At 53.1% G+C, this 24,501-nt stretch carries 21 protein-coding genes and 2 tRNA genes; 20 read left to right on the top strand and 3 right to left on the bottom strand.

The window, feature by feature from the left end:
- Positions 1-61 precede the first annotated feature (61 nt).
- Positions 62-1,006 (top strand): DMT family transporter, encoded by a 945-nt coding sequence (locus DCH402_RS17405; protein ID WP_040002475.1) that lies wholly within the window; start codon positions 62-64, stop codon positions 1,004-1,006.
- 257 nt (positions 1,007-1,263) lie between these two features.
- On the top strand, positions 1,264-2,439 hold the full coding sequence (cgtA, locus tag DCH402_RS17400) for an Obg family GTPase CgtA (RefSeq protein ID WP_040002474.1): 1,176 nt from the start codon (positions 1,264-1,266) through the stop codon (positions 2,437-2,439).
- Between the two features lie 102 nt (positions 2,440-2,541).
- Here cgtA and dacB read toward each other — a convergent pair whose 3' ends face one another.
- Positions 2,542-3,975, bottom strand: a complete 1,434-nt coding sequence (dacB, locus tag DCH402_RS17395) for a serine-type D-Ala-D-Ala carboxypeptidase (RefSeq protein ID WP_040002472.1) — start codon at positions 3,973-3,975, stop codon at positions 2,542-2,544.
- 264 nt (positions 3,976-4,239) lie between these two features.
- On the opposite strand from dacB, the gene greA reads away from it, so the two are divergent.
- A complete protein-coding gene (gene greA / locus DCH402_RS17390; protein ID WP_040002470.1) occupies positions 4,240-4,716 on the top strand; it encodes a transcription elongation factor GreA in 477 nt (158 codons plus the stop codon).
- Positions 4,717-4,829: 113 nt separating this feature from the next.
- On the opposite strand, the gene yhbY is transcribed toward greA, so the two are convergent.
- A complete protein-coding gene (gene yhbY / locus DCH402_RS17385; protein WP_040002469.1) occupies positions 4,830-5,123 on the bottom strand; it encodes a ribosome assembly RNA-binding protein YhbY in 294 nt (97 codons plus the stop codon).
- Positions 5,124-5,282: 159 nt separating this feature from the next.
- Between yhbY and rlmE the strand changes: the two genes are divergently transcribed.
- From rlmE to DCH402_RS17305, 17 genes are all read left to right on the top strand, one after another.
- Positions 5,283-5,912: a 23S rRNA (uridine(2552)-2'-O)-methyltransferase RlmE gene (rlmE, locus tag DCH402_RS17380; RefSeq protein WP_012771130.1), complete on the top strand. Its 630-nt coding sequence runs from the start codon at positions 5,283-5,285 to the stop codon at positions 5,910-5,912.
- A 47-nt stretch (positions 5,913-5,959) separates the two neighbouring features.
- Complete coding sequence (gene ftsH, locus DCH402_RS17375) at positions 5,960-7,912, top strand: ATP-dependent zinc metalloprotease FtsH (RefSeq protein ID WP_040002467.1); 1,953 nt, start codon at positions 5,960-5,962, stop codon at positions 7,910-7,912.
- Positions 7,913-8,025: 113 nt separating this feature from the next.
- Positions 8,026-8,859: a dihydropteroate synthase gene (gene folP / locus DCH402_RS17370; protein ID WP_040002466.1), complete on the top strand. Its 834-nt coding sequence runs from the start codon at positions 8,026-8,028 to the stop codon at positions 8,857-8,859.
- Between the two features lie 8 nt (positions 8,860-8,867).
- On the top strand, positions 8,868-10,205 hold the full coding sequence (gene glmM, locus DCH402_RS17365) for a phosphoglucosamine mutase (protein WP_040002465.1): 1,338 nt from the start codon (positions 8,868-8,870) through the stop codon (positions 10,203-10,205).
- A gap of 293 nt (positions 10,206-10,498) precedes the next feature.
- Positions 10,499-10,834, top strand: coding sequence for a preprotein translocase subunit SecG (gene secG, locus DCH402_RS17360; RefSeq protein ID WP_040002464.1), 336 nt, complete (start codon positions 10,499-10,501; stop codon positions 10,832-10,834).
- Between the two features lie 53 nt (positions 10,835-10,887).
- Positions 10,888-10,974, top strand: a tRNA-Leu gene (locus DCH402_RS17355).
- A 59-nt stretch (positions 10,975-11,033) separates the two neighbouring features.
- Positions 11,034-11,110 (top strand) — tRNA-Met (locus DCH402_RS17350).
- Positions 11,111-11,328: 218 nt separating this feature from the next.
- Positions 11,329-11,781 (top strand): ribosome maturation factor RimP, encoded by a 453-nt coding sequence (rimP, locus tag DCH402_RS17345; RefSeq protein WP_040003706.1) that lies wholly within the window; start codon positions 11,329-11,331, stop codon positions 11,779-11,781.
- Between the two features lie 21 nt (positions 11,782-11,802).
- Positions 11,803-13,293, top strand: a complete 1,491-nt coding sequence (gene nusA, locus DCH402_RS17340; RefSeq protein ID WP_040002462.1) for a transcription termination factor NusA — start codon at positions 11,803-11,805, stop codon at positions 13,291-13,293.
- Between the two features lie 25 nt (positions 13,294-13,318).
- Entirely contained in the window at positions 13,319-16,033 is a 2,715-nt protein-coding gene (infB, locus tag DCH402_RS17335) for a translation initiation factor IF-2 (protein WP_040002461.1), read from the top strand.
- A gap of 74 nt (positions 16,034-16,107) precedes the next feature.
- On the top strand, positions 16,108-16,509 hold the full coding sequence (gene rbfA, locus DCH402_RS17330; protein WP_012771122.1) for a 30S ribosome-binding factor RbfA: 402 nt from the start codon (positions 16,108-16,110) through the stop codon (positions 16,507-16,509).
- Positions 16,509-17,465: a tRNA pseudouridine(55) synthase TruB gene (gene truB, locus DCH402_RS17325; RefSeq protein ID WP_040002460.1), complete on the top strand. Its 957-nt coding sequence runs from the start codon at positions 16,509-16,511 to the stop codon at positions 17,463-17,465. Before rbfA ends, truB begins: the two co-directional genes overlap by 1 nt.
- A gap of 107 nt (positions 17,466-17,572) precedes the next feature.
- Positions 17,573-17,842 (top strand): 30S ribosomal protein S15, encoded by a 270-nt coding sequence (gene rpsO, locus DCH402_RS17320; RefSeq protein WP_012771120.1) that lies wholly within the window; start codon positions 17,573-17,575, stop codon positions 17,840-17,842.
- A 259-nt stretch (positions 17,843-18,101) separates the two neighbouring features.
- Positions 18,102-20,222 carry a polyribonucleotide nucleotidyltransferase gene (pnp, locus tag DCH402_RS17315; RefSeq protein ID WP_040002459.1) on the top strand — a complete coding sequence of 707 codons (2,121 nt, stop codon included), beginning with the start codon at positions 18,102-18,104 and terminating at the stop codon, positions 20,220-20,222.
- Positions 20,223-20,349: 127 nt separating this feature from the next.
- Complete coding sequence (nlpI, locus tag DCH402_RS17310; protein WP_012771118.1) at positions 20,350-21,234, top strand: lipoprotein NlpI; 885 nt, start codon at positions 20,350-20,352, stop codon at positions 21,232-21,234.
- A 108-nt stretch (positions 21,235-21,342) separates the two neighbouring features.
- Entirely contained in the window at positions 21,343-21,402 is a 60-nt protein-coding gene (gene yrbN / locus DCH402_RS23435) for a protein YrbN (RefSeq protein WP_107760761.1), read from the top strand.
- Between the two features lie 12 nt (positions 21,403-21,414).
- A complete protein-coding gene (locus DCH402_RS17305; protein WP_040002458.1) occupies positions 21,415-23,295 on the top strand; it encodes a DEAD/DEAH family ATP-dependent RNA helicase in 1,881 nt (626 codons plus the stop codon).
- A 63-nt stretch (positions 23,296-23,358) separates the two neighbouring features.
- On the opposite strand, the gene DCH402_RS17300 is transcribed toward DCH402_RS17305, so the two are convergent.
- The gene (locus DCH402_RS17300) at positions 23,359-24,390 is read right to left on the bottom strand and encodes a luciferase-like monooxygenase (RefSeq protein ID WP_040002457.1); all 1,032 of its coding nucleotides are present in this window, start codon (positions 24,388-24,390) and stop codon (positions 23,359-23,361) included.
- Between the last annotated feature and the right edge of the window lie 111 nt (positions 24,391-24,501).

The raw sequence follows: 24,501 nt of genomic DNA, 5'->3' as shown, positions 1-24,501 counted from the left end.
TTGCGGGGCTTTTTACATTTAGATTGCACGATAAAAATCAATAAAAAGAACGGGTGAAGGGATGAAACAGAATGCTGGCATCGGGTTTTGTCTGGCGCTGACCACCGCCATATGCTGGGGAGCGCTGCCAATCGCGATGAAACAGGTTCTGGTAGCGATGGAGCCTTATACCATCGTCTGGTATCGCTTTTTGATTGCGTCCGCCGGGTTGGGCATTTTTTTGTACAGCAGAGGTGCGTTGCCAAAGCCACAGATGTTCGATCACCAGCGTTGGTGGATTCTGTTGCTGGTAGCGACCGGTGGATTATTGGGTAATTTCGTGCTGTTCAGCTCCTCGTTGCAATACCTTAGTCCTACCGCGTCACAGGTAATCGGGCAGTTGTCGACGGTGGGGTTGATGGTTGCCAGCGTCGTTATTCTCAAAGAGAAGATGCGACTGAATCAGGTAATCGGTGCCGTAGTGCTTATCTGTGGGTTATTGATGTTTTTCAACAATAGCCTGATAGAGCTTTTTACTCGTCTGACGGATTACACCTTCGGGATTTTGCTGGGTGTGGCGGCATCCACCGTATGGGTGGCTTATGGCGTAGCACAAAAGGTATTGTTGCGCCGACTCACCTCACAACAATTACTGTTTCTGTTATACACGCTTTGTGTGTTGTTTATTACGCCGCTGGCTAAACCTGAGGCGGTGTTTCAACTGACCGGCTGGCAGTTGGCCTGTTTGCTGTTTTGCGGTGCGAATACGCTGGTTGGTTACGGCGCATTGGCGGAAGCGATGGCGCGCTGGCAAGCTGCGCAGGTGAGTACCATTATTACGCTGACGCCGTTGTTTACGCTGTTCTTCTCTGATTTGCTGTCATTAGCCTGGCCATCGCTATTTGCTGCACCATCGCTGAATTTATTGGGATATGTCGGATCTTTTGTGGTCGTAGCGGGAGCGATGTTTGCCGCGATTGGACATCGATTAATCGCAGCAAAACGTAGCAAATATCCACAGGTATGAAACAGCAGACGTCAGGTATGGTTGGAAGGCGGGGAAAAGCAGATAGGGCCTGATTATTTTTAATACAGGTGAAATCCTTTCGCCAAGCAGGTACAATCAGCGCCCTTTTATCGAAACGGTTCTGATGCGTCGGTTTTTCAGTGGCAGGTGACATACTGTGGTTATCTGTCATCAATCCAATTCGTTGAGCCAAAGAGAACCAATAAATTATTCAAACGCGTCGGTCATTCTCTATTGGTTTTTTGCGGAGATAGTTCATGAAGTTTGTAGATGAAGCCACCATTCTGGTTGTGGCGGGTGACGGTGGCAACGGCTGTGTCAGCTTCCGTCGTGAAAAATATATTCCCAACGGTGGGCCTGATGGTGGTGACGGCGGCGATGGTGGCGATGTCTACCTGCTGGCGGATGAAAACCTCAATACCCTGATTGACTATCGTTTTGAGAAAAGCTTCCGTGCCGAACGCGGGCAGAATGGCCAAAGTCGTGATTGCACCGGCAAACGCGGCAAAGATATCACCATTAAAGTGCCGGTCGGCACGCGTATACTGGATAAAAGCACCGGCGAAGTGCTGGGTGATATGACCCGTAATCAGCAGAAACTGATGGTCGCCAAAGGCGGATGGCACGGGTTGGGTAATACCCGTTTCAAATCCTCTGTGAATCGTGCGCCGCGGCAGAAAACCAACGGTACGCCGGGCGAAGAACGCGAGTTGCTGCTGGAGTTGCTGCTGCTGGCGGATGTAGGCATGTTAGGGTTGCCGAATGCCGGGAAATCGACCTTTATCCGCGCGGTATCCGCAGCCAAGCCGAAGGTAGCGGACTATCCGTTTACTACGTTGGTGCCGAGCCTGGGCGTCGTACGTATGGACAGCGAGAAAAGCTTTGTCGTGGCGGACATTCCAGGATTGATTGAAGGCGCATCCGAAGGTGCCGGGCTCGGGATCCGTTTCCTGAAGCATCTGGAGCGTTGTCGCGTGCTGCTGCACCTGATCGATCTGGCGCCGATCGATGAATCCGATCCGATCGAAAACGCCAAAGTGATCGTCAATGAATTGCAGCAATACAGCGCGTCTCTGGCGGAAAAACCACGCTGGCTGGTATTCAACAAAGTCGACCTGCTGGAGAAAGGCGAGGCGGAAAACCGTGCGAAGGCAATTGCCGCCGCGCTGGGTTGGGAAGGCAAGTATTATCTGATTTCGGCAGCCAACCGTGAAGGGGTGAATGCCCTGTGTTGGGATGTCATGAATTTCCTCAATACTCAGCCGAAAGCGTTGGCCGAAGTAGAGAACAAAGCGCCTGAAAAAGTGGACTTTATGTGGGATGACTACCACCGGGAGCAGTTGGAAGCCGTTCAGGCCGAAGCCGAAGAAGAGTGGGATGACGATTGGGATGAAGATGACGACGAAGGCGTCGAAATTGTTTATCAGCGTTGATCTTGCATCGGTTATCCGGCCGATAGTCGAAAAATTTGCTTGTTAGTTGTACATGTTTCCCTTATCTGCTTTGGCAGATAAGGGATTTTTTTATTGTCCGAATTAGTTGTTCTGGTAGATATCTTTGTAAACACGGCTTTCAAAACGGACTAACGGAATTCGCCGTTCTTTTTGATCTTCCGGCGGTACGGCGTAGCCGGAAAGATATTGCACGAAAGCCATGCGCTGACCACTGGCGGTAGTGATGAATCCAGCCAGATTATATACCCCTTGCAACGCACCGGTTTTGGCTGAGACCTTGCCATCCAGTCCTGCTTCGTGCAGGCCTGCACGATAGCGTAAGGTGCCGTCATAGCCAGCCAGCGGCAGCATCTTTATGTAATTCAATTCATTATCGTGTTGGGCAATGTATTGCAGAACCTGCATCATGGTTGCGGGAGCGATCAGGTTGTGCCTGGACAGCCCAGAGCCATCAACGATGATGGTGTTGCCCAGATCGATTCCCGCTTTCTGACGCAGGATTTGACGTACGGCATCAGCACCGGCGCGCCAGGTGCCGGGAACCTTGAAACGCTCATGTCCGATGGTGCGGAAAACGGTATCGGCAATCATGTTGTCCGATTTCTTTAACATGGTGGTCAACAGTTCATGTAGCGGCTCCGATTCGGTTTGTGCCAGTACCGTGCCGGAGGCGCTCGGTAATGACTGGCGCCGTAGGCTGCCGGCGACTCGGATATCCGCCTGTTGCAATTCGTCTTTTACGATGGCCCCGGCATAGCTGGCACCATCCTGAATGGCAAACGCCAGGGGTAGTGGTTCAGCCCGTTGCGTCAGGCAACCGGTGACGGTGAAACGGCTGAGTTCACCGGGCACGACGTCCAGTTCGCAATATTGGGCGTCAGGCGAGTCTTTCGGCAACGTACGGACTTCACTGAACATGTGTACCGGATAATAGGACGCTACACGAATGAAGGCGTTGTCACCGGCTTTTGGCGCACTATAGAGCGAAATGGAGAAACAGTTTTTATCGACAATCGCGGCGGCGGGCGGTGCGCTGAAACACTGAGTCATATCGTTCCAGGGCCAACCGGGCGCTTTGTCATGGCTGGCGAATACGGAGGTATCTATCAGGATGTCACCACTGATTTCTCGGATTCCTCGCTTTTTCAGTTCTTGTACCATATTACGCAACTGCTGGCGTTTCAGCGAAGGATCGCCGCTGAAGCGTACCGCCAGGTTACCGCGTAATACCCCGCCGGCGATGCTTCCGTTGCTTTCCATCGTCGTAATAAAGCGGTAATTCGGCCCCAACTGCAGCAATGCTGCCAGTGCCGTGATGACTTTCTGCGTACTGGCAGGGAGCGCCATTTGCTGGCTGTGGTAATCGACTGTTGGAGTAGATGCGCCGATTTTTTGCACCACCAGTGCCAGATTGGCCCCATCTGGCAGATATTTGGTGTACTCATCAATCGGGGCGGCGTTGGCGTGTAAGGCAACTGCACAGGCAAAACCGGTCAGAGTCGATAAAAAACGCATAATCTCAATTAAGTACAGGGTAACGTGGTGGTCATACTACGGCGCATCAAGGGATAAAGTAAACGATGACCCTGGTGGAACTCTGGGGTAAAATGCGTATCAAAATGCAAAAACGCGTCTGGCCTGGAAGGAATGTTCCGGGCAAGGCTATTTTTGTTTAAATTGTCAGGTGCACTGGCATGGAAACATTCCGTCGCAGGTGATTTTATCGCGTCAGGATGACGGTAACGTGAGCCGTACGGATTTTTTAGAGGTAGTGACGATATGAAACAATTTCCGATGACGTTGCGTGGTGCTGAAAAGTTACGCGAAGAGCTGGATTTCCTGAAATCGGTGCGTCGGCCTGAAATTATTGCAGCGATTGCCGAAGCGCGTGAGCACGGCGATTTGAAAGAAAACGCCGAATACCACGCTGCTCGCGAGCAGCAGGGGTTTTGTGAAGGCCGGATTCAGGAAATTGAAGCTAAGCTGTCTAACGCCCAGGTTATTGACGTCACCAAAATGGCGGCCAATGGTCGAGTGATCTTTGGTGCTACGGTGACGGTGATGAACCTGGATACCGAAGAAGAGCAAACCTATCGTATCGTGGGTGATGATGAGGCTGACTTCAAGCAGAACCTGATTTCTGTTAATTCGCCGATTGCCCGTGGTTTGATCGGTAAAGAGGAAGATGACGTCGTTACGATCAGTACGCCGGGAGGCGTGGTAGAGTACGAAATTCTGAAGATTGTATACCTCTGATCTCCGTGAGCAATCTGGATTGTAAAGAAAGGAAAAAGGCCGATATCGGCCTTTTTTCTCACCAGCGGGTCATGGAACCTTGCTGTGAAACAAGGTAACCTGAACTGAAAATGTTAACGGGGCAACACAATCTTGCGTTCTTTTGACGCACGATAGAGCACCAGAGTGTGGCCGATCACCTGAACGTTGCTGGAGCCGGTTTCGCGCAGAATGGCATCGACAATCAACCCTTTGGTTTCGCGATCTTCAGTGGCGATTTTCACCTTGATGAGTTCGTGATGTTCCAGAGCTTGTTCGATTTCAGCCAGCACACCTTCAGTGAGGCCGTTGTTGCCCAGCATGACGACGGGTTTTAACGGATGGGCCAGGCCTTTCAGGTGCTGTTTTTGTTTGTTACTCAGATTCATTGTCTTTTTTGCTTAGGTTAGGATTGAAAGCGGACCATTCTACCGCCATCTCATGATTATAACCAATCCGGCTATACTGATTGGCTGTCGTCGAGATGTGTTGTCCGTCGTGGGCATCTTAATTAACAGTAGTTAGAAAAAATCATAGTTGGAAAATCGATGGCTAACAAAAAGCGTTCTGCAAGTTCCAGTCGCTGGTTGCAGGAACACTTTAGCGATAAATATGTACAGCAGGCGCAGAAAAAAGGGCTTCGCTCGCGCGCTTGGTTTAAACTTGATGAGATACAGCAGACAGATAAGCTGTTCAAGCCCGGCATGACGGTGGTGGATCTGGGGGCGGCGCCTGGTGGGTGGTCTCAGTATGTCGTCAGCCAGATTGGTGGAAAAGGCCGCATCATTGCGTGCGATATTTTACCGATGGATCCTATTGTCGGAGTCGATTTCCTTCAAGGGGACTTTCGTGATGAATTAGTGCTCAAAGCCCTGTTGGAACGGGTTGGAGACGACAAGGTTCAGGTGGTTATGTCCGACATGGCCCCGAACATGAGCGGTACGCCGGCGGTGGATATTCCCCGTGCCATGTATCTGGTCGAACTTGCACTGGAGATGTGTCGGGATATATTAGCGCCAGGTGGCAGTTTCGTAGTGAAAGTATTTCAGGGAGTGGGCTTCGATGAGTATCTGCGTGAGATTCGCTCCTTGTTTACGACGGTAAAGATTCGTAAGCCAGATGCCTCGCGAGCCCGGTCCCGTGAGGTGTACATTGTAGCGACAGGTCGCAAACTATAGTACCCTGACGCTATTTTTTAACACAGTTGTAATATGAGGTTAATCCCTTGAGTGACATGGCGAAAAACCTGATTCTCTGGTTGGTCATCGCAGTCGTGTTGATGTCCGTATTCCAGAGCTTTGGGCCCAGCGAGTCGAATGGCCGTAGGGTGGATTATTCAACCTTTTTGACTGAAGTGAATCAGGATCAGGTCCGTGAGGCGCGCATCAACGGGCGCGAGATCAATGTTGTCAAAAAAGACAGCAGCCGTTATACCACGTATATCCCTGTCAACGATCCTAAACTGCTGGATAACCTTCTGACCAAAAATGTAAAAGTAGTTGGTGAACCACCGGAAGAGCCGAGCCTGTTGGCTTCAATCTTCATTTCCTGGTTCCCAATGCTATTGCTGATTGGCGTCTGGATTTTCTTCATGCGCCAGATGCAGGGCGGGGGCGGCAAAGGCGCGATGTCTTTCGGCAAAAGCAAAGCGCGGATGCTGACCGAAGATCAGATCAAAACCACGTTCGCCGATGTGGCGGGCTGTGATGAAGCCAAAGAAGAAGTTGCCGAGCTGGTTGAGTACCTGCGTGAGCCAAGCCGTTTTCAAAAGCTGGGCGGTAAAATTCCGAAAGGTGTACTGATGGTTGGCCCGCCGGGGACCGGTAAAACGTTACTGGCGAAGGCTATCGCAGGTGAAGCCAAGGTACCGTTTTTCACCATTTCCGGTTCCGACTTTGTGGAAATGTTTGTCGGTGTCGGTGCATCTCGCGTACGAGACATGTTTGAGCAGGCGAAGAAAGCGGCGCCCTGTATCATCTTTATCGATGAGATCGATGCCGTGGGTCGGCAGCGTGGCGCTGGCTTGGGCGGTGGTCATGATGAGCGCGAACAAACGTTGAACCAGATGCTGGTTGAAATGGATGGTTTTGAGGGCAATGAAGGCATCATCGTAATTGCTGCGACCAACCGTCCCGACGTGCTGGACCCGGCGTTGTTGCGTCCAGGACGTTTTGACCGTCAGGTGGTGGTCGGTCTGCCGGATGTGCGTGGTCGTGAACAGATTCTGAAAGTTCATATGCGCCGCGTACCGCTGTCGCCGGATATTGATGCTTCCGTTATCGCGCGCGGTACGCCGGGCTTCTCTGGTGCCGATTTGGCTAACCTGGTGAACGAAGCGGCTCTGTTTGCCGCTCGTGGCAACCGTCGCGTCGTCTCGATGGTGGAATTCGAAAAAGCCAAGGACAAAATCATGATGGGGGCGGAGCGTCGCTCCATGGTCATGACCGAAGCGCAAAAAGAGTCTACGGCTTATCACGAGGCCGGTCATGCCATCATCGGCCGCCTGGTGCCAGAACACGATCCGGTGCACAAGGTGACGATCATCCCGCGCGGCCGTGCTTTGGGTGTGACGTTCTTCCTGCCTGAAGGGGATGCGATTAGCGCCAGCCGTCAGAAATTGGAAAGCCAGATTTCTACGCTGTACGGTGGTCGTCTGGCCGAAGAGATCATCTACGGGCCGGAACATGTTTCTACCGGCGCGTCCAATGATATTAAAGTGGCGACGTCGATTGCGCGTAACATGGTGACGCAGTGGGGCTTCTCGGAAAAACTGGGGCCATTGCTGTATGCGGAAGAAGAAGGTGAAGTATTCCTCGGTCGCTCTGTCGCTAAAGCCAAACATATGTCGGATGAAACCGCGCGTATCATCGATCAGGAAGTGAAAGCACTGATCGAACGTAACTATCAACGTGCTCGTGAATTGCTGATGGCGAATATGGACATTCTGCATTCAATGAAAGACGCACTGATGAAGTACGAAACGATCGATGCGCCGCAAATTGACGATTTGATGTCACGTAAAGACGTTCGCCCACCGGCAGGTTGGGAAGAAGCGACTCCAGGCAATAATTCGTCTTCGTCTGATAATGGCGGTGCGCCTAAAGCGCCGACGGCGGTAGATGAACCGCATGCGCCGACGCCGGGTAATACCGTGCCTGGGCCTTTGAACGACAAGTAACGAAACGCTTGTTGTGACGGTCTCAATGGGCTGCATAACCCCTTCCAACCCCGGCTTGCCGGGGTTTTTTACTCCAGAAGCGAGAACAACAAGATAGAGTTGAGAGACAAAACATGAAATTGAACGCTCGCGGATTGACGTTGGATCTCTCTTGTCCCCAGGTTATGGGGATCCTGAATGTCACCCCTGACTCCTTTTCCGATGGGGGAAAGCACAATACCCTGAACGCAGCGTTGATCCATGCTGAACAGATGATCTCCGCTGGTGCAACTTTTATCGATGTTGGTGGCGAGTCGACCCGGCCTGGGGCTGATGAAGTCAGTATCGAAGAGGAGTTGGACCGTGTTGTACCGGTGGTCGAAGCATTGGCGCAACGTTTTGAAGTCTGGATTTCAGTCGACACTTCCAAACCTGAAGTGATTACCGCTAGTGCGCAAGCTGGCGCACATCTGATCAATGACATTCGAGCGCTTAGAGAACCGGGAGCTTTAGAGGCGGCGGCGGCAACAGGTTTGCCGGTGTGTTTGATGCATATGCAGGGATTGCCAAAAACCATGCAACAGACGCCGCATTATGACGATGTTGTGGGTGAGGTCATGGCATTTTTTGAGCATCATATTGCCCGTTGTGTGGTTGCAGGTATACCGCGCGAACAGTTATTGCTGGATCCTGGATTCGGGTTCGGCAAGAATTTACAGCACAATTATCGACTGCTGGGGCATCTGGAGACATTACATCGCTGTGGTCTACCGCTGCTGGTTGGTATGTCCAGAAAAACCATGCTGGGGCAATTGCTGGGTGTTCCGCCGCTTGAGCGGGTTTACGGTAGCGTGGCGTGTGCGGTCATTGCCGCCATGAAGGGGGCCCATATTATCCGCGTCCATGATGTGAAGGCGACGGTGGATGCGATACGTGTAGTCGAAGCAACTCTATCAGCAAAGGAATAACAACAATTATGAGTAGCCGCAAATATTTTGGCACTGACGGTATTCGGGGCAAGGTCGGCGATCTGCCGATTACACCTGATTTTGTACTGAAATTGGGTTGGGCGGCCGGTAAGGTTTTGGCTCGCCACGGTTCCAGAAAGATTATCATCGGTAAAGATACGCGTATCTCCGGCTATATGTTGGAATCTGCGCTTGAAGCCGGCTTGGCCGCTGCGGGGTTGTCTGCATCATTTACCGGCCCAATGCCAACCCCGGCTGTGGCGTATTTGACACGTACTTTCCGCGCCGAGGCCGGGATCGTTATTTCGGCTTCACACAACCCTTACTACGATAACGGCATCAAGTTTTTTTCGATTGACGGCACCAAGCTGCCGGACGAAGTAGAAGAGGCGATCGAAGCGGAAATGGAAAAACCGCTGACTTGTGTGGAATCTGCCGAATTAGGCCGGGCAAGTCGTATCGTCGATGCTGCCGGCCGTTATATTGAATTTTGTAAAGGCACGTTCCCCAGTGAACTGAGCCTTAATAGCCTTAAAATCGTGGTGGATTGTGCCAATGGTGCGACTTATCACATTGCGCCCAGTGTGTTGAGAGAGTTGGGCGCAAGGGTGATCACAATTGGGTGTGAGCCTGATGGCATGAACATCAATGAGCAATGCGGTGCTACCGATGTTACCCAACTGCAGGCGCGAGTCCTGTCTGAAAAAGCCGACGTGGGTCTGGCGTTTGATGGCGATGGTGACCGCCTGATTATGGTTGATCACCAAGGGAATCGGGTGGATGGTGACCAAATCCTGTATATCATTGCCCGGGAAGCCTTGCGTCAAGGACAACTTCGTGGCGGTGCTGTTGGTACCCTGATGAGCAATATGGGGCTTGAAGTCGCATTAAAACAGCTCGGCGTGCCGTTTGCCCGCGCTAAAGTGGGAGACCGCTATGTTCTTGAACTGATGCAGTCAAAGGGATGGCGTCTGGGGGCGGAGAACTCAGGCCACGTGATTCTGCTGGATAAAACCACGACTGGTGACGGTATTATCGCAGGTTTACAGGTGCTGACCGCGATGGTTCGTAATCACATGAGCCTGCATGATCTGTGCAGCGGTATGAAACTCTTCCCGCAAATACTGGTGAATGTTCACTTTTCCGGTGAGGGTGACCCACTGGAAAGTGACGCAGTTAAACAGGCGACTCAGGATGTTGAAGCACAACTGGCTGGCCGAGGCCGGGTACTGCTGCGTAAATCGGGTACTGAGCCGTTAATCCGCGTGATGGTGGAAGGGGAAGATGAGGCTACCGTTACACAGATGGCGAACCACATCGCCGATGCAGTAAAAGCAGCAGGTTAAGCGGCAACGTGACAGACCGAAACGGTGGTAAGGGGGCCGACTCTTGCCACCGCAGTAGCAAGCGTGTGAACCACTGCGTAATCAGTATCTTCCGGCCTGTTTTGCCAATACGCTGTTTTTTTCCTCAATCGGTTAATGAGCGTCAAATTACCCTTGCGTACATTCGAGGCTTTAGTTAGTATTCAGACCCGCTTTATAGGGGATGTTGTTCATCCTATTGCGGATAGTCGCGGGTAAACCGCAAGAATTAGCGATGCCTTACCGAATGGTGGGGATAAATAACGGGTACGACTATGTACGAAGCTCTTCTGGTAATTTTCCTGCTGGTAGCGATTGGCCTCGTTGGTCTTATCATGCTGCAGCAAGGTAAAGGTGCAGATATGGGAGCGTCGTTCGGAGCCGGTGCTTCCGCTACGCTGTTTGGTTCTAGCGGATCCGGCAATTTCATGACCCGAATGACGGCGCTGTTTGCCACGCTGTTTTTCGTACTCAGCCTGATTCTAGGAAATATGAGTTCTGACCACAGCAAAAAAGGCAGTGGCTGGGACAACCTGAGTCAGCCTGCTGCGCCTGAAAAGGCTGAGCAGTCTAAAGCGCCAGCTGCACCGTCAAGCGATATTCCTAAATAATCGCAGACGTTTCATCAGCATCAAGAATGTTGATGATAAAAACAAATTGTGATGCCGAGGTGGTGGAATTGGTAGACACGCTACCTTGAGGTGGTAGTGCCCGATTGGGCTTACGGGTTCAAGTCCCGTCCTCGGTACCAATCCTATAGATAACTTGCATTTTTGCGGTTGTCAGCGTAGTATTTGCCACGTTTTCGGACGCGGGGTGGAGCAGCTTGGTAGCTCGTCGGGCTCATAACCCGAAGGTCGTCGGTTCAAATCCGGCCCCCGCAACCACTTAACTTCCCAGAAAAGTTTTTTTTCAAATAAACTGTATCGTATCAAACGTGTTGTTTACGGTGGATTCTGAAAGAATACTTGATGGTAGTTATACCGCAGTTGTTTGCGGTAAATAGGGTCCAGTTGCATAAAGCCCCGATATATCGGGGTTTTTTGTTATTTGACAGCAGAATTACTGGGCTATTAAGCCCTTTTTTTATGTCTTGGGGGTGGGCTTGTCCACATTAGAACAAAAGTTAACAGAGATGATTTCGGCACCTGTTGAAGCCCTTGGCTATGAGCTGGTGGGCATTGAGTTCATCCGGGGACGCCAGTCGACACTGCGTATCTATATTGATAGTGAAGATGGTATCACTGTTGATGATTGTGCTGATGTTAGCCACCAGGTCAGTGCGGTACTGGATGTTGAGGATCCCATATCCGTTGCCTATAACCTGGAAGTGTCGTCACCGGGTTTGGACCGGCCGCTTTTTACTGCTGCACATTACGCGCATTTTGTGGGTGAAGAAGTGAGCCTGGTGCTGCGTATGGCGGTGCAGAATCGCCGTAAGTGGCAAGGTATTATCAAGTCCGTTGAAGGCGAGATGATCACCGTAACAGTGGATGGCAAAGATGAAGTGTTCGCGCTGAGCAATATCCAGAAGGCGAACCTGGTACCCCACTTTTAAAGTTTGGATGAGGCAACTAGGATGAATAAAGAGATTCTGGCTGTTGTTGAAGCGGTTTCCAATGAAAAGGCCGTGCCGCGCGAAAAGATTTTTGAAGCGCTGGAGACTGCACTGGCGACAGCGACCAAGAAAAAATACGAGCAGGAAATCGATGTTCGTGTTTGTATTGACCGCAAAACCGGTGATTTCGATACCTTCCGCCGCTGGCAGATCGTAAACGAAGTGACCCAACCGACACGTGAAATCACTCTGGAAGCGGCACAATTCGAAGAGCCGGGTATTGATCTGGGCGGTTACATCGAAGATCAAATCGAATCCGTAACTTTCGACCGCATTACCACACAAACTGCCAAACAGGTTATCGTGCAGAAAGTGCGCGAAGCCGAGCGGGCCATGGTGGTTGATCAGTTCCGTGAGCAGGAAGGTGAAATCGTTACCGGCGTCGTTAAGAAAGTTAACCGCGATAACATTACCCTGGACTTGGGCAGCAATGCCGAAGCGGTGATCGGCCGTGAAGATATGCTGCCGCGTGAGAATTTCCGCCCCGGTGACCGCATTCGCGGCGTGCTGTACGCCGTTCGCCCGGAAGCGCGCGGCGCACAGCTGTTTGTGAGCCGCTCCCGTCCTGAAATGCTGATTGAACTGTTCCGCATCGAAGTGCCGGAAATCGGCGAAGAAGTTATTGAGATCAAAGCAGCTGCCCGCGATCCGGGTTCCCGCGCTAAAATCGCGGTTAAAACCAACGATAAGCGTATCGACCCGGTAGGTGCATGCGTAGGGATGCGCGGCGCGCGCGTTCAGGCGGTATCCAGCGAGTTGGGCGGCGAGCGTATCGATATCGTCCTGTGGGATGATAATCCGGCACAGTTCGTGATTAATTCCATGGCTCCGGCTGATGTGGCATCCATCGTGGTCGATGAAGACAAACACACCATGGATATCGCGGTTGAGGCCGGTAATCTGGCGCAGGCCATCGGCCGTAATGGTCAGAACGTGCGTCTGGCTTCCCAACTGAGCGGCTGGGAACTAAACGTGATGACTATTGAGGACTTGCAGGCCAAGCATCAGGCTGAAGCCCATGCTGCCATCGATATTTTCACCAAACATCTGGACATTGACGAAGAATTCGCCACCGCACTGGTTGAAGAAGGCTTCTCTTCATTAGAAGAGTTGGCTTATGTGCCCATCAAGGAGTTGCAGGAGATCGATGGGTTGGATGAAGAAACCATCGAAGCGTTGCGCGAGCGCGCAAAAGCAGCGCTGACGACACTGGCTCTGGCGAATGAAGAGAACCGTGGCAACGGTCAGCCGGCAGAAGATTTGCTCAATTTATCTGGTCTGTCCCGTGAACTGGCGTTTAAACTAGCAGCTCGCGGTGTTTGCACGCTGGAAGATCTTGCTGAGCAGGGCGTCGATGACCTGGCAGATATAGAAGGGCTTGATAAAGAACAAGCCGGTGAGCTGATTATGGCTGCGCGTAATATCTGTTGGTTTGGTGGCAGTAACGAATAACGAACTGTAGCAGGAAAGGAACAGCATGACAGATGTAACCCTGAAATCACTGGCCGCAGAGATCCAGACGCCGGTTGACCGCCTGATACAGCAGTTTGCTGATGCGGGAATCACCAAATCTGCGTCGGACTCTGTGACTCAGAACGAAAAAGAAACATTACTGGCGCACCTGAACCGCGATCGCGGCGGTGCACCAGGGAAATTGACGTTGCAGCGTAAGACACGTAGCACGTTAAATATTCCCAGCACCGGTGGTAAGAGCAAATCGGTGCAGATCGAAGTCCGCAAGAAGCGCACCTATGTAAAACGCGATCCTCACGAAGAGCAGCAAGCTACGGAGGAAGAGCAGGCACGGCGTGAAGCGGAAGAACAGGCACAGCGCGCTGCTGAGGAACAAGCCAAACGTGAGGCTGCAGAAAAAGCCAAACGTGAGGAAGAAGAGAAGGCAAAACGCGCCGTTGCTGAAGAGCAAGCCAAACGTGAGGCCGCCGAAAAAGCTAAGCGTGACGTAGCGGAAAAAGAGAAAGTGAGCAATCAACAAAACGATAGTATGACTAAACCAGCTCAGGCTGAGAAAGCACGTCGCGAAGCGGAAGCGGCTGAACTCAAGCGTAAGGCGGAAGAAGCGGCTCGTCGTAAGGTCGAGGAAGAAGCTCGTCGTATCGCTGAAGAAGCGCGCCGGATGGCAGAAGAAAATGCCGGACGCTGGGAAAAAGAAGGCGTTGAAACAACCGAGGACGCCGATTATCACGTAACCACTTCTCATCACGCGCGTGAAGCGGAAGATGAGAACGATCGTCAGGTCGAAGGTGGTCGTGGTCGCGGTCGCGGCAGCAAAGTAACCAAACAGAAGAAAGGCAATCGCCTGTCTGAATCGAAAGCTGATCGTGAAGAAGCCCGTGCGGTGACTCGCGGCGGTAAAGGCAAACGTAAGCCGAGCACGCTGCAGCAGGGCTTTAATAAGCCGGTGCAGGCGGTCAACCGTGATGTCGTGATTGGCGAAACCATTACCGTGGCCGAGCTGGCCAACAAAATGGCGGTCAAAGGTTCTCAGGTCATCAAAACGATGATGAAACTGGGTGCGATGGCGACCATCAACCAGGTTATCGATCAGGAAACTGCTCAGCTGGTCGCGGAAGAAATGGGTCATAAAGTGATCCTGCGCCGTGAAAACGAGCTGGAAGAAGCGGTAATGAGCGACCGTGATACCGGTCTGTCCTCCGAATCCGAGTCACGTGCGCCGGTAGTCACTATAATGGGTCACGTTGACCATGGTAAGACCTCGTTGCTGGACTACATTCGTTCAACCAAAGTGGCGGCAGGCGAAGCGGGTGGTATTACCCAGCATATCGGTGCCTACCATGTTGAAACGGATAACGGCATGATTACCTTCCTGGATACCCCGGGGCATGCTGCGTTTACCGCTATGCGTGCTCGTGGTGCTCAGGCGACCGATATCGTGGTACTGGTTGTTGCCGCTGATGACGGCGTGATGCCGCAGACGATTGAAGCTATTCAGCATGCTAAAGCGGCTAAAGTGCCGGTGGTCGTGGCCGTCAACAAAATCGATAAACCGGAAGCTGATCCGGATCGCGTTAAAAACGAACTGTCTCAGTACGGTATTATGCCTGAAGAGTGGGGCGGCGAGTCCCAGTTTGTACATGTATCCGCCAAAAGCGGCGCGGGCATCGACGAACTGCTGGAAGCTATCCTGCTGCAAGCCGAAGTTCTGGAACTGAAAGCCATTCACAGCGGCATGGCCAGCGGTGTGGTCATCGAATCCTTCCTGGACAAGGGCCGTGGCCCGGTTGCTACCGTGCTGGTGCGCGAAGGGACGCTGAACAAAGGCGACATCGTGCTGTGTGGTTTCGAATATGGCCGTGTTCGCGCTATGCGTGACGAACTGGGTCGTGAAATTACCGAAGCGGGTCCGTCCATTCCGGTGGAAATTCTGGGTCTGTCCGGCGTACCGGCCGCGGGTGACGAAGCGACGGTAGTCCGCGACGAGAAGAAAGCCCGTGAAGTTGCGCTTTACCGTCAGGGTAAGTTCCGCGAAGTGAAACTGGCGCGTCAGCAGAAGTCCAAGCTGGAAAATATGTTCGCCAACATGAACGAAGGCGAAGTATCCGAACTGAACATTGTGATGAAAGCCGACGTTCAGGGTTCTGTGGAAGCGATTTCCGATTCGTTGCAGAAACTGTCTACCGACGAAGTCAAAGTCAAGATCGTGGGCTCCGGCGTGGGTGGGATCACCGAGACCGATGCCACGCTGGCTGCCGCGTCCAACGCGATTATCCTTGGCTTTAACGTCCGTGCCGATGCTTCTGCCCGCCGTGTCGTTGAAGCGGAAAGCCTGGATCTGCGTTACTACTCCGTGATCTATGATTTGATCGACGAAGTGAAGCAGGCGATGAGCGGTATGCTGGCACCGGAATACAAGCAGGAAATTATCGGTCTGGCGGAAGTGCGCGATGTATTCAAGTCACCGAAGTTTGGCGCGATTGCCGGCTGTATGGTGACCGAAGGGGTGGTGAAACGTCACAACCCGATTCGCGTGCTGCGTGACAACGTCGTTATCTTTGAAGGCGAGCTGGAGTCCCTGCGTCGCTTCAAGGACGACGTCAACGAAGTCCGCAACGGTATGGAATGTGGTATCGGCGTGAAGAACTACAACGATGTTCGCACCGGTGACATGATTGAAGTGTTTGAAACCATTGAGATCAAGCGCACCATCGAGTGATACGTGCAACAACGTACCTGATGTTTTCATGCTGGGGGGCCAAGTGCCCCCCAATTTTTCTTTGAGGATTCATCATGGCAAAAGAATTCAGCCGCACGCAGCGTGTGGCTCAGGAAATGCAAAAAGAAATCGCCATTATCATTCAGCGTGAAGTGAAAGATCCGCGTGTAGGTATGGCAACGGTATCCGGCGTAGAAGTGTCGCGCGATTTGGCTTATGCCAAAGTATTTGTGACCTTCTTGAATGACAACGAGCCGGAGCAGGTTAAAGCTGGCGTGAAGGCATTACAGGATGCGTCCGGTTTTATCCGTATGCTGTTGGGCAAAGCGATGCGCCTGCGTGTGGTGCCGGAACTGACCTTCTCCTATGACAATTCCCTGGTGGAAGGGATGCGGATGTCTAATCTGGTAACCAGCGTGGTTAAACGCGACGCCGAGCGTCGTGCTCCTGACGCAGATGATGAGCAGGAGGGGTAATGTCGCGTCCTCGCCGTCGTGGTCGGGATATCCACGGCGTTCTGCTGCTGGATAAACCACAAGGTGCATCTTCTAACGATGTACTGCAGAAGGTAAAGCGCCTCTTTAATGCCAATAAAGCCGGGCACACCGGTGCGCTGGATCCGCTGGCAACCGGTATGCTGCCGGTATGTTTGGGTGAAGCGACCAAGTTTTCCCAATACCTGTTGGATGCGGATAAACGTTACCGGGTGATAGCCCGTCTGGGGCAACGAACCGATACGTCGGATGCAGACGGTAATGTGATTCAGGAACGCCCTGTTGCTTTTACCCATGATCTGCTGATGCAGGCTCTGGATAGTTTCCGCGGCGATACCCAGCAGGTGCCGTCAATGTATTCCGCTCTGAAATACCAGGGGCGCCCATTGTACGAATATGCTCGTCAGGGGCAGGTGGTGCCACGGGAAGCGCGTAATATCACCGTTTATGAACTGCAGTTTATCCGCTGGGAAGCCGATGAACTGGAACTGGAAATCCATTGCTCCAAAGGAACTTACATCCGTACCATCATTGATGATTTGGGTGAGAAGCTGGGGTGCGGCGCCCATGTGGTCTACCTGCGCCGGTTGCAGGTAGCGACGTATCCGATTGAGCGGATGGTAACCCTGGAACAGTTGCAGGTGTTGCGTGAGCAGGCGGAAGCTCAGGAACAACCGATCGGCGAATTGCTGGATGTGCTGCTGTTGCCAATGGATACCGCCGTGCAGGCATTTCCTGAAGTCAACCTATCGCCGGTAGTGGCGGGTTACCTCAAGCTGGGTCAGGCTGTGCGTGCTGCCGCAGCACCGGCTGATGGCATGGTACGCATCACCGAGGGAGATGAACACTGCTTTATCGGCATGGGTGAAATCGATGACGAAGGACGGGTGGCGCCGCGTCGTCTGGTCGTGGAAAACCCTGTGCCGGCGAATGCCTGAGCGCCTTGCGCTTATATAGCGCTGAGAGTAAAATAGCGCGGCTTAAATCTTGGGCGGCTGAATTAGAGATCGGCGCCCGTTCTATCTATAATATTTTGGAGTAAATTATGTCTCTAAGCGTTGAAGCAAAAGCGAAAATTGTTGCGGAATTCGGTCGTGGTACGAATGACAGCGGTTCTACCGAAGTTCAGGTTGCTCTGCTGACTGCTCAGATTAACCATCTGCAGGGTCACTTTGCTGAGCACAAAAAAGATCACCACAGCCGCCGCGGTCTGCTGCGTATGGTTTCTCAGCGTCGTAAGCTGCTGGACTACCTGAAGCGTAAAGATCTGGCACGCTACACCACCCTGATTGAACGTCTGGGTCTGCGTCGCTAATTCGACGAGTTTCGGGAGAAAGGGGCCTCTTTGGGCCCCTTTCTTCTAGGAAGTGCCGGCAAAACAGAGTAATGTATTGCCGTTGTGAATAGGATCCGTACTTACAGCGATTCGCGCGGCTAATGAGAGACTTTATTTGTTACTGTTGCGCCAGAATAAAGGCTGTCATTAGTCGCGAGGATGTAATGAGCGGATTCGGGTATTTAACTGGTGCGCCATATCAGGGATATGGTGTGCGCCTCTGGTAAAGGACTGTATTTTGCTAAATCCGATCGTTCGTAAATTCCAGTACGGCCAACATACCGTGACACTGGAAACCGGTATGATGGCCCGTCAGGCTACTGCCGCTGTGATGGTTAGCATGGATGACACCGCGGTATTCGTAACCGTTGTGGGTGCCAAACACGCTAAACCGGGCCAGGATTTCTTCCCGCTGACTGTTAATTATCAAGAGCGTACCTACGCGGCTGGCCGTATTCCCGGTGGTTTCTTCCGCCGTGAAGGCCGTCCGAGCGAAGGCGAAACGCTGATCTCCCGTTTGATCGACCGTCCGATTCGTCCGCTGTTCCCAGAGGGTTTCGTTAACGAAGTCCAGGTTATTGCCACTGTGGTTTCCGTGAACCCGCAGGTTAACCCGGATATCGTTGCCATGATCGGTGCTTCTGCGGCGCTGAGTCTGTCGGGTATCCCGTTCAATGGCCCGATTGGTGCTGCTCGCGTTGGTTACATCAACGATCAGTACGTGCTGAACCCGACGACTGAAGAGCTGAAAACCAGCCGCCTGGACCTGGTAGTAGCAGGTACCGAAGGCGCTGTGCTGATGGTGGAATCCGAAGCGGATCTGCTGAGTGAAGATCAGATGCTGGGTGCGGTGGTATTCGGTCATGATCAGCAACAGATTGTTATCGAAAACATCAAGTCGCTGACGGCAGAAGCCGGCAAACCGAAGTGGAACTGGCAGGCACCGGAAGTGAACGTCGAACTGCACAACCGTGTGCAGGCGCTGTCTGAAGCTCGTTTGGGCGATGCCTATCGCATCACTGAAAAACAAGAACGCTACGCACAGGTTGATACCATCAAATCCGATGTGGTTGCGGCTCTGTTGGCAGAAGATGAAACGCTGGACGAGAACGAACTGCGCGATATTCTCGGCAGCATCGAGAAGAACGTGGTACGTAGCCGTGTGCTGCGTGGCGAACCGCGTATCGACGGCCGTGAAAAAGACATGATCCGTGGTCTGGACGTTCGTACCGGCGTGCTGCCGCGTACTCACGGTTCCGCACTGTTCACCCGTGGTGAAACTCAGGCGCTGGTGACTGCGACGCTGGGCACTGAGCGTGATGCACAGACCATCGATGAGTTGACTGGCGAGCGTACCGATCGCTTCCTGCTGCACTACAACTTCCCTCCGTACTCCGTGGGTGAAACCGGTATGGTTGGGTCGCCGAAACGCCGCGAAATCGGTCACGGTCGTCTGGCTAAACGTGGCGTGCTGGCTGTTATGCCGAAACCGGAAGCCTTCCCGTACACCGTACGTGTTGTGTCTGAAATTACCGAATCCAACGGTTCTTCTTCCATGGCGTCCGTATGTGGTGCTTCTCTGGCGCTGATGGATGCCGGCGTGCCGATCAAAGCCGCCGTTGCCGGTATCGCGATGGGTCTGGTGAAGGAAGGCGACAACTACGTTGTGCTGTCGGATATTCTGGGTGACGAAGACCACCTGGGCGATATGGACTTCAAAGTAGCCGGTAGCCGTGAAGGCGTGACCGCGTTGCAGATGGACATCAAAATCGAAGGTATCACCCGCGAAATCATGCAGGTGGCGCTGAACCAGGCCAAGGGTGCGCGTTTGCACATTCTGGGCGTGATGGAACAGGCTATCAGCACGCCGCGTGGCGATATCTCCGAATTCGCACCGCGTATTCACACCATCAAGATCAGCACCGACAAGATCAAAGATGTGATCGGTAAAGGCGGTTCTGTTATCCGTGCGCTGACCGAAGAAACCGGTACGACTATTGAGATCGAAGACGACGGTACTGTGAAGATTGCCTCGACCGATGGTGAAAAAGCCAAACACGCGATTCGCCGTATCGAAGAGATCACGGCTGAAATCGAAGTGGGTCGTATCTATCAGGGTAAAGTGACCCGTATCGTTGACTTTGGCGCTTTTGTTGCCATCGGCGGCGGCAAAGAAGGTCTGGTTCATATTTCTCAGATCGCCGACAAGCGTGTCGAGAAAGTGACCGACTACCTGCAGATGGGCCAGGAAGTGCCGGTTAAGGTGCTGGAAGTGGATCGTCAGGGTCGTGTCCGTTTGAGCATAAAAGAAGCAACCGCTCAACCTCAGGAAGCTGCTCCGGTTTCCGAGGCAGAATAATAACGGATAATCAATTGGCAGCTCCTTACAGTGTGAAGGAGCTGCGTGTATTATAAGGAACGGATATCCTTATGCTGAGCAGTCGGGGACAGGATGTTCATCCAATGTTTGTCTTCGGGAGTGGGAAATGAAGCCTTTCTTGCGCTGGTGTTATGTTGCGACAGCAATTATGCTGGCAGGATGCAGCAACACGGATTGGCGCAAAGATGCATTGCTGGCGGTTCCGTTGCAGCCTACGCTGCAGCAGGAAGTCATTCTGGCGCGCATGGAGCAAATCCTGGCGAGCCGGGCAATTACTCCCGATGAACGAGCACAGCTGTTATATGAGCGCGGAGTGCTGTATGATAGCCTCGGGTTACGGGCGTTGGCGCGAAATGATTTTTCACAAGCGCTTTCTATCCGCCCCGATATGCCGGAAGTTTTTAACTATCTCGGCATTTACTTGACGCAGGCAGGCAATTTTGATGCTGCCTATGAAGCGTTTGATTCTGTATTAGAGCTTGATCCAACTTACAATTATGCGCGTTTGAATCGGGGCATCGCTTTGTACTACGGCGGTCGCTACCTGTTGGCGCAGGATGATCTGCTAGCGTTTTATCGCGACGATCCTAATGATCCTTTCCGTTCCCTGTGGCTTTATCTGGTGGAGAGAGAAATCAATCCCGAGAAGGCCAAACTGGCGTTGAAAGAACGCTACGAGGGGGCAAAGAAAGGTGTGTGGGGATGGACGATTGTCGAATTCTACTTGGGCAACATCAACGAAAAAGCGTTGATGCAGCGCATCCAGGAAGAAGCTAAGGATAACACTTCGCTCGCCGAGCATCTCAGTGAAACTGACTTCTATTTAGGTAAGCACTACCTAAGTCTGGGGGACAAGAACACCGCCGAGGCGTTGTTCAAGCTGACGGTTGCTAACAATGTTCACAATTTTGTTGAGCACCGCTATGCATTGTTGGAATTGGCGCAGTTAGGCCAAGAGCAAGACGACCTATCAGGATCGGACCAGCAATAGCTGACGAACACCTTTCAGCCAGAGATCATGATGATTTCTTCATCGCCTTAACGGGCGAGGCTTTTTTGTTCGCTTTTTAATCCAATTTGAGCCGGTTCACACTTTTCAATGAAAATGATTGAGTATTTTCTCGACAAGTTATGTAGACTGGCCGCCATTTTGAAGTGAGGCTAAGTTTACATGGCAGAGTTTGAAACCTCTTTTGCTAGCTTGGGGCTGTCCGCTCCTATTCTGAATGCACTGTCTGAGATGGGGTATGAAAAACCGTCCCCGATTCAGGCGGAATGTATTCCTCATCTGCTCAACGGGCGCGACGTACTGGGTATGGCGCAGACCGGGAGCGGCAAGACCGCGGCGTTTTCCCTGCCGCTGCTGAACAATATCAAGGCTGACCTGAAGGCACCGCAGTTGCTGGTGCTGGCACCGACCCGTGAGCTGGCGGTGCAGGTTGCAGAAGCCTGTAACGAATTTTCCAAACACATGCAGGGCGTCAATGTGGTCGCACTGTATGGCGGCCAGCGTTATGACGTGCAGTTGCGCGCGCTGCGTCAGGGGCCGCAGGTTGTCGTCGGTACGCCGGGACGTCTGCTGGATCACCTGAAACGCGGTACGCTGGACCTGTCTAACCTGAGTGGTCTGGTGCTGGACGAAGCCGACGAAATGCTGCGCATGGGCTTTATTGAAGATGTGGAAAACATCATGGCGCAGATCCCGGCTGAGCATCAGACGGCGCTGTTCTCCGCCACCATGCCGGAGGCGATCCGTCGCATTACCCGTCGTTTCATGAACGATCCGCAGGAAGTGCGTATTCAATCCAGCGTGACCACGCGTCCGGATATCAGCCAGAGCTACTGGACGGTATACGGCATGCGTAAAAACGAAGCGCTGATCCGTTTCTTGGAAGCGGAAGATTTTGATGCTGCGATCATCTTCGTGCGTACCAAAAACGCTACGCTGGAAGTGGCCGAAGCGCTGGAGCGCAGCGGTTATAACAGCGCCGCGCTGAACGGCGACATGAACCAGGCGCTGCGTGAGCAAACGCTGGAACGTCTGAAAGACGGTCGTCTGGATATCCTGATTGCGACCGACGTGGCCGCACGTGGTCTGGATGTTGAACGCATCAGTCTGGTGGTGAACTACGATATCCCGATGGACTCCGAGTCTTACGTTCACCGCATCGGCCGTACCGGTCGTGCCGGTCGCGCTGGCCGTGCGCTGTTGTTCGTGGAAAACCGTGAGCGCCGCCTGCTGCGTAATATCGAACGCACCATGAAGCTGACGATCCCGGAAGTCGATTTGCCGAACGCCGAACTGCTGGGTCAGCGTCGTCTGGCGAAGTTTGCCGCTAAAGTACAGCAGCAACTGGAAAGCAGTGATCTGGATATGTACCGTGCGCTGCTCAGTAAACTGCAGCCGCAGGAAGAGCTGGACATCGAAACGCTGGCTGCCGCACTGCTGAAAATGGCACAGGGCGAGCGTCCGCTGATTCTGCCGCCGGATCCGGTGGTTGAGCGCCGTCCGCGTCGTGAGTTCCGCGAGCGTGATGATCGTTTCGAACGCCGTGGCGAGCGCAACGATCGTGGCCCGCGCGGTGGTGATGAGCGTCCGGCTCGTCGTGAGCGCCGCGACGTTGGTGAAATGGAGCTGTATCGGATCGAAGTGGGTCGTGACGATGGCGTAGAAGTGCGTCATATCGTGGGCGCGATTGCGAACGAAGGTGATATCAGCAGCCGTTACATCGGTAACATCAAACTGTTTGCCTCGCACTCCACTATCGAGCTGCCGAAAGGGATGCCGGGTGAGTTGCTGTCGCACTTTACTCGCACGCGTATTCTGAACAAGCCGATGAACATGCAACTGATGGGTGATGCCCAGCCGCATGAACGTCGCGAGCGTCGTGAAGGCGGTGAGCGTGGCGAACGTGGCGCCCGTGGATTCGGCGATCGCGCCGGTAGCGGCCGTGGTCGTCCGTTCAACGGTGAACGTCGTGAAGGCGGCGAGCGTCGTGGTAACGGTAACCGCGACGGTCAGCGCGCACCGCGTCGTTTCAACGATGCCTGATAACTTCTGGCGTTGAGTTGATATGAAAAACCAGCCTTCTTCGGGCTGGTTTTTTTTATGTCATCATTTCTTCGGTGACTGAATACGCGTTTCTCGCACGATTTTCGGTTGCAGTTGCGCGACCAGCTCAAACGAACGCAGCCGTGCCTGATGGTCGAATATCTGGCCGTTGATCATCAGCTCGTCCGCCTGAGTTTCCCGCAGTAAGCTTTGCAGGCCGTGACGCACTTTGGCCGTATCACCTACGATAGCCAACCGTAAAGTCTGTTCCACGGCAAACTGCTCCGCGGCTGACCAGTACGTCTCCATCGATTCCACCGGTGTCGGCAGCGGCCCCGGCGTACCACGCCGCAGGTTGATAAACTGCTGCTGTAGTGAAGTAAACAGGAAACGGGCGTCACGATCGCTGTCGGCGGCGACGATATTGACGCACACCATGGCGTACGGTTTCTCCAGTTGAGCGGATGGCCGGAAATTGTCGCGATAAAGCTGCAAAGCCTGCAACAGCATGTCCGGTGCGAAATGGGCGGCGAAGGCAAACGGTAAACCCATTGAAGCCGCTAACTGCGCGCTGTACAAGCTGGAACCTAACAGCCAAATTGGGATATTCAACCCCTGTCCCGGCACCGCTTGTACTGCCTGGCCCGGCTGAGCTGGGGCGAAGTAGCGTTGAAGCTCCTGCACGTCGTGGGGAAAATCGTCGATATCGGCATTCAGGTGGCGGCGTAATGCCTGCATGGTGCGCTGGTCAGTGCCTGGGGCGCGCCCCAGACCCAGCTCGATGCGGCCGGGATAAAGCGATTCGAGCGTACCGAACTGCTCGGCAATCACCAGCGGCGCATGGTTTGGCAGCATCACGCCGCCGGAACCAAGTTTGATGCGCTGCGTACCACCAGCAATGTAACCGATCAGTACCGAAGTGGCCGCGCTGGCGATGCCGGTCATGTTGTGGTGTTCTGCCAGCCAGTAGCGCTGATATCCCCATTTTTCCGCATGTTGCGCCAGATCCAGAGAATGATGGAACGCATCGCGGGCCGTGTTGCCCTGCGGGATAGGGGCCAGATCGAGCAGCGAGAAAGGAATGGTAGCGGTCATAAGCGTCACTCATCAGGTTGAGGGGCCGACACATCAGCCCAAATAAACACGGATGAGATGTTACGCGATCTTAACAATTGGTAACGGACGATGCGTGCGCATCGTCCCGAT

The organism is Dickeya chrysanthemi NCPPB 402, from assembly GCF_000406105.1.
GTDB classification, from domain to species: domain Bacteria; phylum Pseudomonadota; class Gammaproteobacteria; order Enterobacterales; family Enterobacteriaceae; genus Dickeya; species Dickeya chrysanthemi.
Note: the sequence above shows the minus strand (reverse complement) of the source record. Positions and strands in the feature narration are given on the sequence as shown.

Excerpts from the sequence above, each read along its gene's own strand:
- DCH402_RS17405 (WP_040002475.1), top strand. The coding sequence starts at position 62 with ATGAAACAGAATGCTGGCATCGGGTTTTGTCTGGCGCTGACCACCGCC.
- cgtA (WP_040002474.1), top strand. The coding sequence starts at position 1,264 with ATGAAGTTTGTAGATGAAGCCACCATTCTGGTTGTGGCGGGTGACGGT.
- dacB (WP_040002472.1), bottom strand. The coding sequence starts at position 3,975 with ATGCGTTTTTTATCGACTCTGACCGGTTTTGCCTGTGCAGTTGCCTTA.
- greA (WP_040002470.1), top strand. The coding sequence starts at position 4,240 with ATGAAACAATTTCCGATGACGTTGCGTGGTGCTGAAAAGTTACGCGAA.
- yhbY (WP_040002469.1), bottom strand. The coding sequence starts at position 5,123 with ATGAATCTGAGTAACAAACAAAAACAGCACCTGAAAGGCCTGGCCCAT.
- rlmE (WP_012771130.1), top strand. The coding sequence starts at position 5,283 with ATGGCTAACAAAAAGCGTTCTGCAAGTTCCAGTCGCTGGTTGCAGGAA.
- folP (WP_040002466.1), top strand. The coding sequence starts at position 8,026 with ATGAAATTGAACGCTCGCGGATTGACGTTGGATCTCTCTTGTCCCCAG.
- glmM (WP_040002465.1), top strand. The coding sequence starts at position 8,868 with ATGAGTAGCCGCAAATATTTTGGCACTGACGGTATTCGGGGCAAGGTC.
- secG (WP_040002464.1), top strand. The coding sequence starts at position 10,499 with ATGTACGAAGCTCTTCTGGTAATTTTCCTGCTGGTAGCGATTGGCCTC.
- nusA (WP_040002462.1), top strand. The coding sequence starts at position 11,803 with ATGAATAAAGAGATTCTGGCTGTTGTTGAAGCGGTTTCCAATGAAAAG.
- infB (WP_040002461.1), top strand. The coding sequence starts at position 13,319 with ATGACAGATGTAACCCTGAAATCACTGGCCGCAGAGATCCAGACGCCG.
- rbfA (WP_012771122.1), top strand. The coding sequence starts at position 16,108 with ATGGCAAAAGAATTCAGCCGCACGCAGCGTGTGGCTCAGGAAATGCAA.
- truB (WP_040002460.1), top strand. The coding sequence starts at position 16,509 with ATGTCGCGTCCTCGCCGTCGTGGTCGGGATATCCACGGCGTTCTGCTG.
- rpsO (WP_012771120.1), top strand. The coding sequence starts at position 17,573 with ATGTCTCTAAGCGTTGAAGCAAAAGCGAAAATTGTTGCGGAATTCGGT.
- nlpI (WP_012771118.1), top strand. The coding sequence starts at position 20,350 with ATGAAGCCTTTCTTGCGCTGGTGTTATGTTGCGACAGCAATTATGCTG.
- DCH402_RS17305 (WP_040002458.1), top strand. The coding sequence starts at position 21,415 with ATGGCAGAGTTTGAAACCTCTTTTGCTAGCTTGGGGCTGTCCGCTCCT.
- DCH402_RS17300 (WP_040002457.1), bottom strand. The coding sequence starts at position 24,390 with ATGACCGCTACCATTCCTTTCTCGCTGCTCGATCTGGCCCCTATCCCG.